Origin of the sequence: Jatrophihabitans lederbergiae (genome assembly GCF_031845305.1) — a bacterium.
In the GTDB taxonomy this organism is placed as follows: domain Bacteria; phylum Actinomycetota; class Actinomycetes; order Mycobacteriales; family Jatrophihabitantaceae; genus Jatrophihabitans_A; species Jatrophihabitans_A lederbergiae.
Genome location: NZ_JAVREH010000006.1, coordinates 207,532 through 224,368 on the forward strand (window position 1 = coordinate 207,532; position 16,837 = coordinate 224,368).

Below are 16,837 nucleotides of genomic sequence, written 5' to 3' on the forward strand. Positions count from 1 at the left end.
ACCGCTCACGGCGGGGGCGGGAACCGAACCGGTTCTCGCCCTCGACGTGCCGATGCCGGTCATCGTGGCGGTGCTCTTCGCGACGTTTCTGTTCGCCGAACACTTCCTGATGAACGTCGAGTTCCGGCGTGAGGCCCACTCACTGACCCTGGCCGGCGTCCCACTGATCCTCGGAGCGCTGCTGGTCGCGCCGGACACGTTCGTGGTGGCCCGGGTCGCCGCCTCGCTGATCGCCTTCGTCCGGCAGCACACCAGCTCGGAGAAGATGTACTACAACGCAGCGGCCTACGCCTTCGAGGCAGCGGTCGACGCGACGATCGTGCACGCCCTGCTCGGCCAGCGCGCGGACCTGAGCTCGGTGACGGCGCTTGTGCTGGTCGCGACGATCGCAGCCGTCGACCAGGTCATGAACCTGCTCGTGCTGGTATTGATCCGGTTGCACAACGGGCCGCTCAACCGCCAGGACTTCGTACAGGTGCTGGCTCCGGCCGGGCTGCTGAGCCTGGCCGCCTGCGCGTTCGGCCTGGTGGTGGTGCTGCTGCTCGAGCGCGGTGTGCTCGGTGCTGCCCTGGTCCTGATCCTGATGGCCGTGGGAGCCGGCGCCTATCGCGGCCATGCCTCGACCCGCCGCAGGCACGAGTCCCTCACCGAGGTGCACGACTTCGTCACCGGCGCGGTCGGCGCGGAGTCCCTGGAGTCCCTGGCCGAGCAACTGCTGTCGCGGATCCGGAGCCTGCTCCGCGCCGCCTGCGCCGAGGTCATGATCATCGACAGCGGCGATGCCGACGCCAAGTCCGAGCACAGCGGCGCCGAGCCCACGACCGCGGTGACGCTGACCATCGGTGAGGACGACGTCCTCGTGTCGGGGCGGCGCGAGGTGGACAACTCGGACTGGATCCTGGTTCGGGCGCTGACCCAGGAAGAGCCGACCCTGGTCACTCGCGGCACCAAGGACCGTGGCCTGCGCCGGTGGCTGACCGAGCGGGGTGCCCGCGACGCGGTTATCGTGGCGCTGCCCACCTCGGCCGGCATGACCGGCACGCTGACGGTGATGGACCGGCTCGGTGAGACCGCCACCTTCACCGAGGACGACCTCACGCTGCTGCAGACCCTCACCGGCCACCTCGCCATCGCGCTGCGCAGTACCCGGCTGGTAGAGAGGCTGGCCTACGACGCCACCCACGACTCGCTGACCGGCCTGGCCAACCGTGCGCACCTGTCGTACCAGATCGACCAGGCGCTGTCCAGCGCGGACACCGAGGCCGCCGTGCTGCTGCTGGATCTCGACGGGTTCAAAGAGGTGAACGACGTCCTCGGTCACGATGTCGGGGACCGGCTGCTCACGGTGGTCGGCCAGCGACTGACCGAGTGCCTGCCAGGCTCCGCCACCGTCGCCCGTTTGGGTGGTGACGAGTTCGCGGTGCTGCTTCCCTGGCGTGCGGACGAGGCCGAGAGCATCGCAGACCTGGCTGAGCGGGTCGCTGAGCGACTTGCCCAGCCGGTGCAGTTCGACGAGGCGATGCTCACGCCGGAGGCCAGCATCGGCGTCGCCGTGACCACCCGGGACAATCCGCAGAGCGACCTGCTCCGGCAGGCCGACACCGCGATGTACGAGGCGAAGGGCAACGACTTCCGGGTCGCCGTGTACGGCCCGGAGATGGACAGTGGCCGGATCGAGCGGTTGGCGTTGCTGGCCGACCTGCGGCTGGCCCTGATCACCCATCCGGAGCAGTTCGTCCTTCAGTACCAGCCGAAAGTGGATGTGCACTCCGGCAGCGTCACGAGTGTCGAGGCACTGGTCAGGTGGCATCACCCGACCCTCGGCGTGGTGCCTCCGGACCGGTTCATACCGCTGGCCGAGTCGACCGGGCTGATCGCGAACCTGACTCCGCTGGTGCTCGACGCGGCCCTGCGCGAGTGCGCCGGTTGGACGGCCGAGGGGATTGCCATCAGCGTCGCGGTGAACCTGTCAGCGCGCAACATCAGCGATGAGAACCTGCCGGGACGGGTGGCGCAGGCCCTGGCGACGGCCGGCGTCTCGGCCGACCAGCTCATCCTGGAGATCACCGAGAGCAGTGTCATGGGTGATCCCGCGCAGACCCTGCCGGTATTGCACCAGTTGCACGACCTCGGGATCTGCCTGTCACTGGATGACTTCGGGACCGGGTATTCCAGCCTGTCCTACCTGCAGCGGCTACCCGTGGGCGAGGTCAAGATCGACCGGTCGTTCGTGCTCGGCCTGGCGGGCGACAACCGCGCGAACAGCAGGGCGCTGATCCGCAGCATCACCGGTCTGGGCGCGAACCTGGGCCTGCGCATCGTCGCCGAGGGGGTCGAGGACCAGCCGACCCTGGACGAGCTGCGCAGTCTGGGCTGCGACATCGTGCAGGGCTATTACATCAGCCGTCCCCTGGGCGCGACCGACCTGCGGACCTGGCTGGCGCGCGAGTCGGCCGACGCTGTTCCCCGGTTGCGGCTGCTCACCTCCAGCCGCTGACAGCAGAGCAACCGGTCGGACACCGGCCCGGCCGCATGACGGTGTGGCAGCGGAACCGGCTACTTGGTGATGTCGTTCTGGTACTGCTGCTGGCACTTCTGAACGGCGCTCTGATTGCCGTTGGCGTTCTTGAGGCAGCTCTGCAGGTTCTTGCCGGACTTCGAGTTCAGCAGCGAGGCGCCGACCGCGACCAGGACGACGGCGATGATCACACCGAGGACGCCGGTGACGATGCCCGCGATTGCCCGGCCCCGTCCGTCGGCCTCACCGCGATTCGCCTTGCGCAGAGCCAGAAAGCCGAGAATCAGCGCCAGGATGCCGAGCACGATCCCGCCGATGACGGTGAACGAGGTGAGCAGGGCGACGATGCCGAGTACCAGGGCTGCGGTCGCCATGCCGGCGCCGCCGCGCCGAACCGGTTCCGTCGGCGCGGGACCGGCTGCCGAGTAGGCACCAGCCTGGGGGTCATACGGCCGATCGGTCATGAATGCTCCAAGAGATCAAGATGCCGGCAATCGAGCTGAGCCACCAACGGTTCCGCGCCGTGCCAGGGGTTCGATCGACGCAGGAAATGCCAACGTTAACAGCACCGACCGGGTGCCGCAGGCGCTTTCCGACATCGGACGCCGGTACGGGCGACCGGCTGCCCGGCTACACCAGCAGCGAGCTCCGCCCGGTATGCGTGTCGGGCCGGGCCGGTCCCGACGGGGTACAGCGACTGGTGGGCGCCGAGCTGGGTAGCCGAGGCGAGCTGGGTAGCCGGTCCGCCAGCAACTCCGAACGGGCGCCACAATGCCTGACGTAGGGCGGACACTCGTCCGGTGTCGCGTCCACTCCGGACTCGGACTGGCGGGCAAGAACGATCGCTGCCAGGTCTTCAACGCTGAAGCGGCGCTTCGGTCGCAATCTGCGGAACTCCATCATTGACACCTCGCTCACCTGAGTGCACTGGCGGTCGTTGTGGATCCTTTGACGTTAATAACGTGCTAAGCCGCGCCTGGTTACGCCCGTCACCTGGCAAGTGGCCACCCGGTGGAAGGTGGGGCTGCTCCGCTCCGTCTCTCCCCCGTGATCCCGGTGGCGGAGAGCCCGACTTACCTATCGACCGCGGCAGCCACATCTCAAGGCCCGCACTGGTTCGAGTTCCGGTTCCAGTCCTTCAGTAGCATTCGCGGCAACCGAGGGGATCGATGTGGACCAGGCAGGCGAAGAACCGGAGTCCAAGCTGGAGCCGACCCCGCAGACCTCGGCGTTGCGGCTGGTGCTCGGCCTGATCGTCTCGGTCGCGTCCTTCACCCATCACCTGCCGACCCGGCCGGTCGTCGTGCTCGCGGCGTTCATCCTGCTCGGAGCACTGTTCTGGAAGGCTCCGCCCTTCGAAGTCGGCCCGCATGTGCGGATGTTCGGCGGCTTCGTGGTCGCGACCCTGACGCGGGCCGCATCCGCATTCCGGGCCGCTGGTGAGTGGGCAGCCGGCTTCGGGGCCTGGGGCATCATCTCCGGCACGCTGGTCGGGCTGCTGCGAGCTCGGCAGCCGCTGGTGTACGACGCCTTCGTCGGCGGCGTGTGGGGCGTGGTCGTCGGCGCCGCCATCGGCGCGGCGGTCTGGGCAGGTCAGCAGGCGGGCCGGGACGCCGAGGCACTGCGTAAGGAGAAAAGTGGTAACGAGAAAGGCAGTTGATCGGGTACGTCGCCGGCGATGCCTATCGCGGACCGTGACCCATACTGGCGCGGTGACGACGCAACGTACCGAGCTGGGCAGCATCCGACCACCGGGCAGCCGGCTACTGCATACCATCGACCGGCTGGCGTCCCGGCCGGTGCTCGCGATGGCGATCGTGGCGGGGGACGGCCTCTGGGTGGTGTACAGCCTGATCGTGGGCTTTCCGACGAGGCTGGAAACGATCTTCCAGACCCTGGTCGCGGCTCTGACCCTGGCGATGGTGTTCGTCATCCAGCACACCCAGGCCCGGGAACAGCTGGCAACCCAGCGCAAACTGGACGAGATCCTCCGGGCGCTTCCGCATGCCAGCAACGCCCTGATCGCCCTGGAAGAGGCTTCCGACGACGAGCTCGGTACCGTGCACCGGACGCACCGGGAGCTTCGCCAGCAGGCAGTCGAACCGGAGCTCGGCTGACCGTGCGTTCCGCACAACCGCACAGCTTCGGCCTTAGTAATCTGATCATCCGGCGAGGACGATGGAAGGTGACCGTGGCGGGAGCAATCCGAACCGGTCGCCCCCCGACGGGAGGAGCTTCCGCCACGGCCGCCGGCCTATTGAACCGGCCTCAACCCGTTGTCGCGCGAGCCTTCCGGTGCTTCACTAGGACTGGCCTGCCTCGTGGCCGGTTCGGGGGGCGCAGGCACGGGGCAGGACCAGCCACCGCTCCGCTGCGCCTGCCGCAGCTCACCCCGGCGTTTCAGGGGCTTTCGACGAATCTTGCCAGCCCGTCCAGTAGCCGGTCCGCATCCTCGGTGTTGTTGTACGGCGCAAGCCCCACCCGCATACCGCCGGTGTCGCCGAGGCCGAGATGTCTCGACGGTTCCAGGGCGTAGAAAGCACCTGCCGGCGCGTTGACGCCCAGCTTGGCAAGGAACTCATACGCCTCGGAGTTGGCGTGGCGGTCGAAGGTGAGCAGCAGCGTCGGGGTGCGGCGTTGCGCCCGGGAGCGGATCGTGATGCCCGGCAGTTGCCGGATGCCGTCCTCGATACGAATCCGCAGCGCGTCCTCGTGCTCCTCCACGGCGGTCATCGAATCGACCACGCGCTGGCGACGGCTGGCCGCCGCGGATGCCGGTGCCAGCTCGGCGATGAAGTCGACCGCCGCGGTGGTGCCCGCCATCAGCTCGTACGGCAGCGTTCCCAGTTCGAATCGTTCCGGAATCTGGTTTGTCGACGGCTCGAGCTTGTCCGGCCTGAGCCCCTCTAGAAGCTCGGGCCGGCCGGCCAGCACGCCACAGTGCGGGCCGAAGAACTTGTACGGCGAGCAGGCGAAGAAGTCGGCACCGATCGCGGCGACATCGAGCGGCGCGTGTGCCGCGAGGTGGACGCCGTCGACGTAGAACAGCGCGCCGGCATCGTGCGCGATTCGCCCGATCGCCGATAGCTCCGGCCGGGTGCCGATGAGGTTCGAGGCGCCGGTGACCGCGACCAGCCGGGTGCGGTCGGTCAGCACTCGGGCGACATCCTCGGCTGTGAGCTCACCGGTCTCGGGATCGAAGTCGATCCACCGGACGGTGGCGCCGACGGCGTCGGCCGCGTACACCCACGGCCGGACGTTGGCGTCATGGTCTAGGCGGCTGACCACGATTTCGTCGCCCTCGTCCCACCCTTTCGCGAGCGTGCGGGAGAAGTCGAACGTCAGCTGGGTCATCGACCTGCCGAAGACGATGCCACGCTCATCGGCGTTGAGCAGGTCTGCCATCGCCTGACGGTAGGTCAGCACGTGGTCGTCGGAGATCCGCTCGGCTTCGGTGACGCGACCGCGGTTGGCCATCGGAGAGAGCAGCGCACTCCTGATCGCGTCCGCGACGGCGACCGGGACCTGTGAACCGCCCGGACCGTCGAAGTGCGCGACGCCACGGGACAGTGCCGGGAACTGAGCCCGGACGCGGTCGATGTCGTAGATCATGGTTGTCCTTCCGAAGCGCCACCCGGCTGGTGGACAACCATTATGCGGGCGTTGGGCCTGGCTCAGCCGGTTGCCTCGGCGTGGTGCCCTTGATGTCCAGCGTCCGTAGGGCGAAGATCGGGGACGGGAGCAGCCACAGCACGCCAGTGAGCCCGCCGATGGCGGCGACCCAGATCGCGGGTGTGCAGGCCGAAGGTCGTCCCCAGCGCTCCCCCGGTCAACGCCCCCAGCGGCCGTACGCCCATATTGACGGTGCGGTAGGCGCCGGAGACGCGCGCCTGAAGTCTGGCGGGAATGACCGCCGCGAAGATCGCTCCGATGCTGATGTCCATGATCAGCACCCCCAGGCACGATCCGAATTCAGCCACGAGCAAGCACAACACGACGACGAGGTGGCTGCCGCGTGCGAGCGGCACCAGGAGTATCGGGGCGGGAAACAGCAACGATCCCAACACGAACGTCGGCCCGACGCCGATCCGGTTACCGATCCGAGACGCGACCGCGGCGCCCAGGACACCACCGCTTGCGCCCAGTCCCAGGACGAGTCCGAGCTGCGCCGGCGAAACGTGCAGTGATCGGGTCACGTACAGGATGAATACCGCGGCGAACAGGAAGTTGAAGAAGTTCACGGTCGCCGTCGCGGCCAGCGCCGCCCTCACCACAGCGGAGTGCCAGATGAAACGGACTCCCGCGATCAGATGCCCACGCTCGGCTGTCTCCACCGGAGGTTCCGTCGGGCTGATTGCGGCGAGCCCACCGGCCGAGACCAGAAACGAGACGGCGTCGATGACGAGGGCACCGGGCGCGCTGAGGACGGCGACCAGCAGCCCAGCGACACTTTGACCCGCAACAGACATCAGTGACCGCGAGCCATTGACGAGGGAATTGCCCTCCAGATAGCGGTCAGGCGGCACCATCGAGATGAACAGGGTGCTGTACGAGACATAGAAGAAGACATCGAGCATGCCTGTCGAGAAGGCGACGACGTACAGCTGGACGAGCGTGAGTGCACCGAGCGCATAGCTGATCGGGATGCTCGCGAGAAGCGCGGCGCGACCCAGATCGGCCACCAGCATCGTCCGCCGACGATGGCCACGTCGGTCCACTCGCGCGCCGGCGGCGAGGGAGAAGATGAGACTCGGAAGTACACCGGCAGCGACGAGGTAGCCCATTTGCGCGGCAGTGGCGTGTAGCACGAGAACACCGACCAACGGGACCGCGAGCAATGCCACCTGGTCGCCGAGCAACGATACGGATTGCCCAGCGAGGAAGCGCCGGAACGTGACGTCGTGCAGCAGCACCGGAATTCGCTCTCGGAGGGTTCTGCTCATCTGCGGCACCCGACGTGGCAGCACTCGACGCCGATGCCTGTTGACGTCATCCGATGCATGCCTGGCCCCCGTTAGCCGGATCCGGTCCGGCTAACGGACAGCGCCGGCTAACGGACAGCGTAGGACAGGACAGCCACCAAGGGCATCGGCGACGTATCGGCTCCGGACCCAGCCGCCTGCTCACGGTAGGCATGGCAGGCGTACCATTTCTTGTACCGATCTAAAGGAGCATCAGCATGGCGATCACCGCCTCCGAAGCACGCAAGAACCTGTTTCCGCTGATCGAGAAGGTCAACGACGACCGCACACCGGTCGAGATCACCTCCCGCCGCGGTGACGCGGTGTTGATGTCCCGGGCCGACTACGACGCTCTGGAAGAGACCGCACACCTGCTCCGCTCCCCCGCCAACGCCCGCCGGCTGCTGGAAAGCCTCGCGCAGGCTCAGGCCGGCGAGCGCGAGGAGCACGCCCTTGAGCGTTAGAAGGCGAGCATGAGGGTCGTCTTCACGCCGCACGGCTGGGCCGACTACGGCTATTGGCTCGCCGCCGACCGCAACAACGTCAAGCGCATCAACCGGCTCGTCGACGATGCGCTGCGCGACCCGTTCTCGGGCATCGGCAAGCCGGAGCAACTACGGCATGCGCTGACCGGTGCGTGGTCGAGACGCATTACCGAGGAACACCGGTTGGTCTACTTCGCCGACGGCGAGGACCTGGTCATCCTGCAGGCTCGCTACCACTACGGCTGAGCGCTCCTCGAACCGGATGATCTTCACCTGTCCGCCGCCCGGCCTCCCGCACGCCGGTGCGGTTCCTTGCTGGGACACCAGCTCGGCGTCGAGGATCCGTTCGGAGCGAGCTACCTGCGGTTGGCAACGTGCTTCTGCAGCCACGCAAGCACCGGAGTCAGAAGGTCCGTGAGTTTGACCGGCGGCGACGGCACCCACACGGCGCTGGAGTGTGTCAGGCTGAAGCCGGCGTTGGAGACGGCGTTCGGTGTGGTGCGAGCTAGCAGCGCGGTCAGCCGCGTGGGTGCCCCGCAGTACAGCGAGGGAGCTGCTGCTCGACGTTCGCGACGGCAAGATCGAGCCCGGCGATTCTTCGACCGCACGGTTTGACCTGGACGGTGTGCCTGATGGGTACCAGGCTGTCGAGGTCTACCGCGGCCGCAGCCCTCCAGTTGAACAGTTCGCGGTTACTGAGTGAACGGCGACGGCCCGCGCTTGCTCTTGGTCGCCAGCGCGGGCAGGCTCGAGTGCATGGCTGCCGATGCGAAGCATGTCGTGGTCTTCGTGCAGGAGAACCACACGACTGACAATTACTTCCCGTCGATGCGTGCGTGGGGCGCCAACGTGGCCACCGGGTGGCCGATACAGCCCAACCCGCCGGCCAAGGATCAGAACCACACCCGCGCGGCCTATGCGAAGTGGCTGCATGCCCAGCAGGCCGGGACGGTAACGCCGGCAACGCATACCCAGTTCGATGACACCGCGGTGCTGCCGTACTACGCCTACCTCGCTGCTACCGGGGCGTTCCTGGAGAACCACTGCTCCGGTTTCGGCACCAATTCAACACCGAATCACCTGTTGATCGTGGGTGGTCAAACACCCACCCTGCGCAACCCGTCACGGTCAAGCGCGCAGCCGGTATGGGACATGCCCTCGATCCTCGGTCATGCCGGTGACCACGGGGTGAGCTGGAAGGCATACACCGGGGCCTCGTCCTACCCACTGGCTTTCTACACACAGTTGGCCGGCTCTCCGAACATCGTGCGCAGCGATCAGATAGTCGCTGACGCAACAAGCCTGGCGCAGTTGAGCATGGTGTGGCATGACAGTCCGTATGACGAGCATCCGGTTGCCGACGTCAGCAGAGGTCAGGACAAGATCTGGCAGGCTGTCGACGCGGTTGTGCGGGCCGGGTTGTGGAACGACACCGTGTTCTTGCTGACGTGGGATGACTGGGGCGGCTGGGACGACCACGTGCCCACACCCGATGTCGAGCACACCCCCGACGGCGTCCAGTTGGCCTACGGACCACGGGTCCCGCTGCTCATGTTCGGCGGCCGGGTCAAGGCCGGCGTCGAGAGCCGGTGGACTTCGCATGTGAGCATTGGCAAAACCGCGCTGGAGCTGCTCGGTCTGCCTGCCCTCGGGGTGCCCCGCCTGGACGACGCCGTCAGCCTCACCGACCTCGTCCAGGCCGACCCATCCACTCCCGCCCCACCAGCGTTCGGCAGCACCATCACCCAGCCACCGCCGCCATCACCACCACCAACCCCTGCCCCGTTGCCGCCGCCACCAGTCACCTCCTCAACGCCCATCGGCCCGGTCCTGCTGCGCAACGGCAGCACCCTGCCCCCACCCAACGACCAACCCCTCACCTAGCCGATGCCGCACGTCTTCACCGTCCAGGCGAGCAATCAGGTTTGCCTTGAAACAGTGGGGCATGGCGCTTCGCAAGGCTCAGGCGGGCTTGCGGGCCGAGGCCAGCAGCGCCCAAGACGGCAACTCCAGCTGGCTGGCCACGAGCAGCGGCTGCACCAGCCGGTCGTACTGCTGCTTCATCCTCGCCTGCACCTGCGGCGTCTGGGCCGTCACGACGCTGCCGATGCCGGCTATCCCGGCGGCCGGTCCGGCCCAGAACCGGTCCGGATTGATCCGCAGCAGCCATTCCACCGTGCGCACCTGCACAGCTACCAGACCAGCCCCCGCGACCAGTTCACTCAGGCCGGCGGCGGTACGCGCGAAGTCCTTGTCGGCCGGCAACCGCTCAGCGGCCGGCGGCACGGCGTCACTGGCCACGATGACATCGTCCCAAAGCTGATTCATCACCGACGGGCCGGAGGCCCAGATGGTGAGCGCAATCGCCCCGTCGCCAACCAGCACCCTGCTCAACTCCGCCATGCCGGCCCGCGGGTCATCGAGGTGGTTCACCACGAAGTTCGCCAGCACAACGTCGAATCGGCCATCGGGGAATGGAAGATCGGTGACGTCGGCGGCCAGGCAGGTCGCCTGCGGAAGCCGGTTGCTGGCGGCCGCCAGCATCGCCTCGTCCGAATCCACGGCCGTGACCTCGGCGCCGTAGGAAGCGGCGACCGCGGCCACCGAGCCAGTGCCGGTGCCGGCATCGAGCACCCGGATACCGGCACCGGTCGACCGCTCGAGGTGTGCCGCCGCCAGCAGCGGCGCCACCGTGCCGGCGCAGAGCTCGCCGAAACTCTCCTCGTAGGCCGCGACGCTGCCCGTCCACCGACGAGCCACCGATGATCTGCTCCCTGGAGTTGGTTCGGTCACGCCGCAGTTCCCCAATCGGTGTGCATTGAGCTGCCGCATCAGCTTCTCGTCTGGCCACAGTGACAGCCTGACCTGCCCGGGGTCCACCGAAGCTCGGACCGGGCCGAGCCCAGACCACACCGTTGGCGGATCTCAGTGGCGAGGTCCGAACTCTCACCCAGGTAGGCCGAGAAGTTTACCCAAAGGAAGAAAGTGACTGCCGAACCTCGAACCGCGCCAGTGGGAGCTCGATCCGGATGTGGCCAGCAGGCGTCGCGCACCCGGCGCAGCGTGGCGAGCATTTTCGGAACACGGCGTGTCTTGCCGGTAGGCTGCCACCAACACCGCCTGGTGCAAGGACGTTGCCTCCGTGATGCGGTAGGCCGTCGGACCGATCGACAACAAGAAGGATCAACGTGGGCACGAGTCCCCGATGATCGTCAGACCGTCGCCAGTGAAGCCCAGCGCGCGACGACATGGGCAGCCTCGCCGAGGATGCGCTCGCGGTCGGCGGGGTGGTAACCGGTGAAATCATCCGGCGGGTCAGTAACCAAGGGGCACCCTTCCAATAGGTCTGGGCACCCTCAGCGCCACGCGATAGCTGCGGTGATGAAGGCGGCGACCGGCGGTTTCAGGACGCCGAAGGCAACGGCGACCAGGCCGCTGTAGTAGCCGATGTCTGCGGGATGTCGACGTCCGCCGGGCTGACGCTGAAGTGGATGGACGTGTCGCTGTCGGTCAGCGCCAGCGTCGCAGGGCGAGGTAGCCGAGGCCGACGGCGGCGGCGATGGGCCATTCGATGACGCCGGCCACGGCCAGGGCGCCGGTGCCGAGCGCGACCGGGATGGGTCCGGCTGGAACCGCCCGGGAAAGGACGGCGAGGGGCGCGGTGAGCGTGCGGGCCAGTTGGTCGAGGCTGCCGGGGTTGGCGTTGCCGGTGTCGGAGCTGGGGAGTTCGGCGGTGTCGCCGTTGCCGGTGGCGCGGGGCTGGGTCATGGTGTCTCCTGGGTCTGGGTGGGTTTGCTGAGTCGGTGGGTAGTGCAAGGTCGGGTGTGGGCGTTCAGGCGGCGTCGAGGGCTTCGCCGAGTGCGCGTAGTGCCCGGTTGCCGCGGTCGTCGCTGAGCAGGTGGCCGATGCCGGTGACCGCGGCGATCGGCCATTCGATCACTCCGAGGGCTGCCGCGGCGGTGAGGCCGAGGTAGAAGGCCAGCTTGTCCACGGGCGGCATGGTGACATCGATTGTGGTGGTGCCGAGGCTGAGGTGGACGTGAGAGCTGGTGGCTTGCACCGCGTGCTCGGCCGCTTGGCTGTTGTCTGCCCCGCCGGGGTGGGTGCGGCTGCGCTGGCGTGAGGATGCTGGTGCGGTCGTAGGGCGATGGGTGGTGTCCTTGGACGTCGTCATGGTGCTCTCCTTCACTTCTTGAGGGTTGCGGTGCTTCGGGCGCGGCCTACTGGGGCCCGTGCTCCCGCGTCCGAGGTCGCCTTCGGCGCTGGCGGCTCTGACGACTGTGGCGGCTCTGACGACTCTGACGGCTCTGACGGCTCTTGCCTGGTGGGGCCTGCGGAGTGTGGAGGGTGCAGCAGATGCGGCGCGGCTACTGACAGAGCGGTGGCAGCGGCCGACGAGCCGGCAACGGTGGCCCAGGCCAGCGGTCCCAGCGGTGTGCAGCCGAAGAACTGGCTCACGCCGGGTGTTTGAACGATGCCGGCCAGGGCGAGCGCGGACCCGACGCCGGTTGCGATGACGAGGGGATTGCGCCCTCCCACGACGAGCGTCTGTCCGAGCTGGGTGCCGACCAGCGCGGCGAGGGCGATGGTGTCGGCGCGGCGCCGGCGTCCGGTCACCCGGCCGATCTGCCAGGCGGTGAGCGCGCCGGCAGCGGTAGTGGCCCCGCGGATGCCGATATCGCGCAGCAGCGGCTTGCCCAGCGACGGCGGCCCGGCCACCAGCACCTCGTACCGCGCGTCGGGGTCACTCGGTGTGGCGGCCAGCGCGATCGCCATCGCCGGCAGCAGGTCGGTGAGCATGTTGACCAGCAGGAACTGGCGGGTGCCGATCGGGGCTCGCCCGGCCAGAGCGGTGCCGGCGATGGTGAACGCGACCTCACCGGCGTTGCCGCCGAGCAGGATCGCGACCGCATCCCGGACCCGGCGCCACATCGCCCTACCCTCGACCAGGGCATCCAGGATCAGGCTGACGTCGGGTTCGGTGAAGACCAGGTCCGCGGCGGTCCGGGCGGAGCTGGAGCCGTGCGCGGCCATGCCGATACCGACATCGGCCAGCCGGATCGCGGCGGCGTCGTTCGCGCCGTCGCCGGTCATGGCCACGACGCGGCCAGCCTTTTGCAGCCCGGCGATGATCCGCAGCTTCTGTTCGGGCGAGACGCGGGCGAAGACGCTGGCCTGGGTCACCAGCCGGGTGCGGCTCTCGTCGTCCAGCCCGGATAGTTCCGGGCCGGTGATGACGCGGTCGGCGGGGATGCCGAGGCCGGCGGCGATGGCACGCGCGGTCACCGGGTGGTCACCGGTGATCATTACCGTCGCCAGACCGGCGGCCTGCAGACCGGCGATAGTGGCGGCGGCTTGCGGGCGGGCGACGTCGGCCAACGCGACGAACCCGAGCAGGGTCAGGTCCTCGGCCAGTTCCTCCGTGCCGTTCTCCGCCTTGTCGCCATGGATGTCGGTGGCGTCGCCGCTGGTGATGAAGGCCGGTTCGTGGATGGTGCGGCGGGCTACCGCGAGGACCCGCAGGCCCTGACCGGCGAGGTTGTGCACCGCGTCCTCGGCGCGCTGGCGTGACGCGCGGGTCAGTCGGCGTTTGCCCTTCTCGTCGCGGATGTGGGTACAGCGCGGCAGCAGCACCTCCGGTGCGCCCTTGACCACCAGCCGCAGCTGGTCACCGGTCCGGCCGAGGGCCGCGGAGAATCCGCGCTCGCTCTGGAACGGTACTTCCGACAGCTCCTCCCAGTCGGTGACCACCAGCTCGCCGAGGGCGGCACGGGCGCCGTCGAGGATCGCCTGGTCGGTGGCGTGCGGCAGCGGCTGGTCGGTGCCCGGTTGCGGGCAGGCTCGCGCCGCGGCCCGCAGCACCCGGACCGCCTGTGGGGCGTCCAGCGCCCAGTCCCCGCTCAGGCCGGCGGCGCGAACCAGGCGCAGGCGCCCTTCGGTGAGGGTGCCGGTCTTGTCGAAGCAGACCGTGTCGACCCGACCGAGCGCCTCCACGGTGCGCGCCGAGCGGACCAGCACACCGCGTTGAGACAGTCGTCGTGCCGCGGACAGCTGCGCGACGGTCGCCACCAGGGGCAGCCCTTCGGGGACGGCCGCGACCGCCACACTCACCCCGGACCCGATCGCTGCGCGGACGGACTGGCCGCGCAGCATCCCCAGCCCGGTGACCGCGGCTCCGCCGAGCAAGGTGACCGGCAGGCCGCGGCGGGTGAGCTCTTCCAGCCGAGCCTGCATACCGGCTGGGCCGGCGATATTACCTGCCAGGCTGACCGCGCGCCCCGCCTCGGTCGCCGTCCCCACGGCCACCACCACCGCACGGGCGGTCCCGGCCAGCACCGTGGTGCCCTCATAAACCATGCAGGCGCGGTCGGCGAGTTCGGCGCCGGGGGTGGCCTGGATCTGCTTGCCGACGGCGATGGACTCCCCGGTCAGGCTTGCCTCGTCGGTCTCCAGCCCCGCCTCGCAGAGCAGCCGGGCGTCGGCGGGCACGACGTCACCAGGCTGCAGATCGATCACATCACCGGGAGTCAGGCGGTTCGCCGGCACCATCCGTACCGGACGGTCGACACCCGGAACGTCCGCCGGCTGCGCTGATACCTCTCCGGCTGGCTCCGCGTTGCCCAGTGGTGGTTGGACGAGGCGGGCGGTGAGCTGCTGGTCCAGCAGCAGCGCCTTGAGCGCCTGGTCGGCGCGCAGCCGCTGCGCTCCGCTGATGACGGCGTTGGCGGCAAGGACCCCGCCGACCAGCAGCGCGTCGGCCGGTGAGCCGATGACCGCCGACGCCGCAGCGCCGGTGGCCAGCACCGGGGTCAACGGGTCGGCGAGCTCGGCTCGGACGTTGTCGGCCAGGCGGGCCGCGGTCCGTGCCGGCGCCCGCAGCGCTGCGGGTAGGGCCGCGACCAGCGGCCCGGTGGATCCGCCGGTTGCAGGGTCAGGCTGGGCCGCAGTGGACCGGGTCAGCCGGGTCAGCACCTCGTCGGTTTCCAGGGCGTGCCAGGGAATGTGCAGGACCGGCGCCGGGTTGGGCGGGCTGTCGAGCCGGCGGGCGGCGAGGGTGCCGGAGAACACGGCGCTGCCGGCGGCGAGGGTGACCGGCAGGACCGCGCCACCGCGGCGCCCGGATCCGACCGTGGCCAGGAGCGCGCCGAGGAACGTCGCCCCGGTGGCCAGGGTTACCCCGCGCCGGCTGACCGAGTGGGCAACCGGAACCGCTGCCAGGACGCGCGGAACCTCCGCCAGTCCCGCATCGGTGAGCAGGTCGGCCTGCCACGGCACCGGCCCGTCGGCGGTGAGAATCGCAATGCCGACGTCGGCCGCGGCCAGCGCTTCGGTGTCGCCCGCGAGGACGGCGACGACGCGGCCCTCGGCCTGTAGTCGACGGACGTGCTCAACCAGCCAGCCACCGGTTGCCGTGTCGGCCGGTGCGAGGACCTGGTGCGCTCGGGCGGCGATCTCGGCAATGCTGGGATCAGCCGTCAGGATGATCCGCACGCCCGACTTCTGCGCGGCGCTCAGGACCGCATCGGCGTGCGGGTCCAGCTCGCGACCCACAACCAGGTCACCGACGGGACGGCCGTCCTCCCGCAGCTGCAGCCGCAGCAGCCCGTCCGCACCCCGACCGGACTGACCGTCGAGCGTCAACCGATGCCGTTGGCGACCCAGCGGTGGCGGAATCGGCAGCTCGTTCTCCCTCGATGACATCAACCGTTGGGCAGCGCTCCACACGTGCTCACGGGTCCAGCCCTCCGCCGTGGCGGAGGCATCCAGGATCAGGGGCCGGTCACCGAGCAGGACCGCGCTGTCGATCAGGACGGTGTCGACGCGGTCAAGGCGGCGCAACGCACCTGGATCGACGATCAGCACGCCGCGCCGGGACAGGTCCACGGCGAAGGTGTCGGCGAATGCCTCCCGCGCCGAACGGGCGGCTTTGGGCGCGCCGATCACCACGGCCTGGCCGGCGGCGTTCAGGTCACCCGTCACCGCGGCAACGGCACCCGCTGTGAGCAGGGATCCGGCCGCCGCGCGGTCGGCCAGCTTCTCTACCGGCCCCGCGGGTAACGGAACCGGGCGCGGCTCAGCGGGTGCCACCCCCGTGAGCGGTCGCCCCGGACCGCACAGGTCCGTCTCCCGGTCGCTGAAGCAGTCCCGGCGGGCGCGGGCGGCGAGATAGGACTGCGCCCGCTGCCCGGTGTCGACCACCAGCGACGGAACGCCCTGCGTCAGCCCGTGAACCACGGCCGTGGACGCCGCGAGCGCCAGGTCGGTTCCGCCTGAACCGAGGCGGTGCTCGAGCATCCGCCGAAGCCGCGGCTGGTAGTCGACCAGCACCACAGCCGCCGCCGCACCGCCCGGCAGCGCCGGCAACCGGACGAAGCGGCCCACCACGGCCGCCGACAATCCGGCGACGTCAGCGGCCAGGCTCAACGCTTCCTGCCGCACCGGCCCCGGATCACCGGGTGAGCCCGGCTCCTCGTGCGAATAGCGCTCGCGCCCGACCCCGGCGGCGTCCTCAGCTTGTTCCACCGCGCCGATCAGGGCTTCCACAGCGACACGGGCGGGATCGAAGCGTACGACGAGCCGCCGCATAGACACGTCGACCCGAGCCCAGGCGACCCCCGGGAGCGTATCCACGGCATCCTGTACGGCGGCGACCACGACCGGCGCCTGCGGCCCGTTCAAGCCGCGAACTTCGATCTGCGCACGGCCCTGTGCCGACCACACCTGTCGCGGCGGTGCTCCCACCACATTCGCGGCCGCTCTCGTCACCGCGAGCGGTGCACTCAGCACGCCCCGAGCCAGCCGAGAAGATGTTGAGACTCCAGCTCTGGTCAGACCCACCGACGTCTGTACCGACGCCCGCGTAACAGAACCGA

General features: G+C 69.2%; 13 protein-coding genes. 6 read left to right on the plus strand and 7 right to left on the minus strand.

From position 1 onward, the window contains the following. Positions 1-583 precede the first annotated feature (583 nt). Complete coding sequence (locus tag RM423_RS07430) at positions 584-2,497, plus strand: putative bifunctional diguanylate cyclase/phosphodiesterase (RefSeq protein ID WP_396327635.1); 1,914 nt, start codon at positions 584-586, stop codon at positions 2,495-2,497. A 59-nt stretch (positions 2,498-2,556) separates the two neighbouring features. On the opposite strand, the gene RM423_RS07435 is transcribed toward RM423_RS07430, so the two are convergent. Next, on the minus strand, positions 2,557-2,982 hold the full coding sequence (locus RM423_RS07435) for a DUF4190 domain-containing protein (RefSeq protein ID WP_311422377.1): 426 nt from the start codon (positions 2,980-2,982) through the stop codon (positions 2,557-2,559). Positions 2,983-3,689: 707 nt separating this feature from the next. On the opposite strand from RM423_RS07435, the gene RM423_RS07440 reads away from it, so the two are divergent. Continuing rightward, entirely contained in the window at positions 3,690-4,178 is a 489-nt protein-coding gene (locus RM423_RS07440) for a hypothetical protein (protein ID WP_311422378.1), read from the plus strand. Between the two features lie 52 nt (positions 4,179-4,230). Beyond that, the gene (locus tag RM423_RS07445; protein WP_311422379.1) at positions 4,231-4,635 is read left to right on the plus strand and encodes a low affinity iron permease family protein; all 405 of its coding nucleotides are present in this window, start codon (positions 4,231-4,233) and stop codon (positions 4,633-4,635) included. Between the two features lie 283 nt (positions 4,636-4,918). Here RM423_RS07445 and RM423_RS07450 read toward each other — a convergent pair whose 3' ends face one another. Both RM423_RS07450 and RM423_RS07455 read right to left on the minus strand, forming a co-directional pair. Continuing rightward, positions 4,919-6,130 carry a cysteine desulfurase-like protein gene (locus RM423_RS07450; RefSeq protein WP_311422380.1) on the minus strand — a complete coding sequence of 404 codons (1,212 nt, stop codon included), beginning with the start codon at positions 6,128-6,130 and terminating at the stop codon, positions 4,919-4,921. A 62-nt stretch (positions 6,131-6,192) separates the two neighbouring features. Further along, positions 6,193-7,461, minus strand: coding sequence for an MFS transporter (locus RM423_RS07455; protein WP_311422381.1), 1,269 nt, complete (start codon positions 7,459-7,461; stop codon positions 6,193-6,195). Positions 7,462-7,697: 236 nt separating this feature from the next. Here RM423_RS07455 and RM423_RS07460 point away from each other — a divergent pair, with 236 nt between their 5' ends. The 3 genes from RM423_RS07460 (at position 7,698) to RM423_RS07470 (ending at position 9,848) form a co-directional block, all read left to right on the plus strand. After that, positions 7,698-7,943, plus strand: coding sequence for a type II toxin-antitoxin system Phd/YefM family antitoxin (locus RM423_RS07460; RefSeq protein ID WP_311422382.1), 246 nt, complete (start codon positions 7,698-7,700; stop codon positions 7,941-7,943). Between the two features lie 9 nt (positions 7,944-7,952). After that, entirely contained in the window at positions 7,953-8,210 is a 258-nt protein-coding gene (locus tag RM423_RS07465) for a Txe/YoeB family addiction module toxin (protein ID WP_311422383.1), read from the plus strand. A gap of 510 nt (positions 8,211-8,720) precedes the next feature. Further along, a complete protein-coding gene (locus RM423_RS07470) occupies positions 8,721-9,848 on the plus strand; it encodes an alkaline phosphatase family protein (RefSeq protein ID WP_311422384.1) in 1,128 nt (375 codons plus the stop codon). 78 nt (positions 9,849-9,926) lie between these two features. On the opposite strand, the gene RM423_RS07475 is transcribed toward RM423_RS07470, so the two are convergent. The 4 genes from RM423_RS07475 to RM423_RS07490 all read right to left on the minus strand — a co-directional run bounded on the left by RM423_RS07475 (position 9,927) and on the right by RM423_RS07490 (position 16,595). Then, complete coding sequence (locus RM423_RS07475; protein ID WP_311422385.1) at positions 9,927-10,757, minus strand: class I SAM-dependent methyltransferase; 831 nt, start codon at positions 10,755-10,757, stop codon at positions 9,927-9,929. Between the two features lie 717 nt (positions 10,758-11,474). Then, positions 11,475-11,732 carry a hypothetical protein gene (locus tag RM423_RS07480; protein WP_311422386.1) on the minus strand — a complete coding sequence of 86 codons (258 nt, stop codon included), beginning with the start codon at positions 11,730-11,732 and terminating at the stop codon, positions 11,475-11,477. A 64-nt stretch (positions 11,733-11,796) separates the two neighbouring features. After that, entirely contained in the window at positions 11,797-12,138 is a 342-nt protein-coding gene (locus tag RM423_RS07485) for a hypothetical protein (protein ID WP_311422387.1), read from the minus strand. A gap of 11 nt (positions 12,139-12,149) precedes the next feature. Next, on the minus strand, positions 12,150-16,595 hold the full coding sequence (locus RM423_RS07490) for a cation-translocating P-type ATPase (RefSeq protein WP_311422388.1): 4,446 nt from the start codon (positions 16,593-16,595) through the stop codon (positions 12,150-12,152). Between the last annotated feature and the right edge of the window lie 242 nt (positions 16,596-16,837).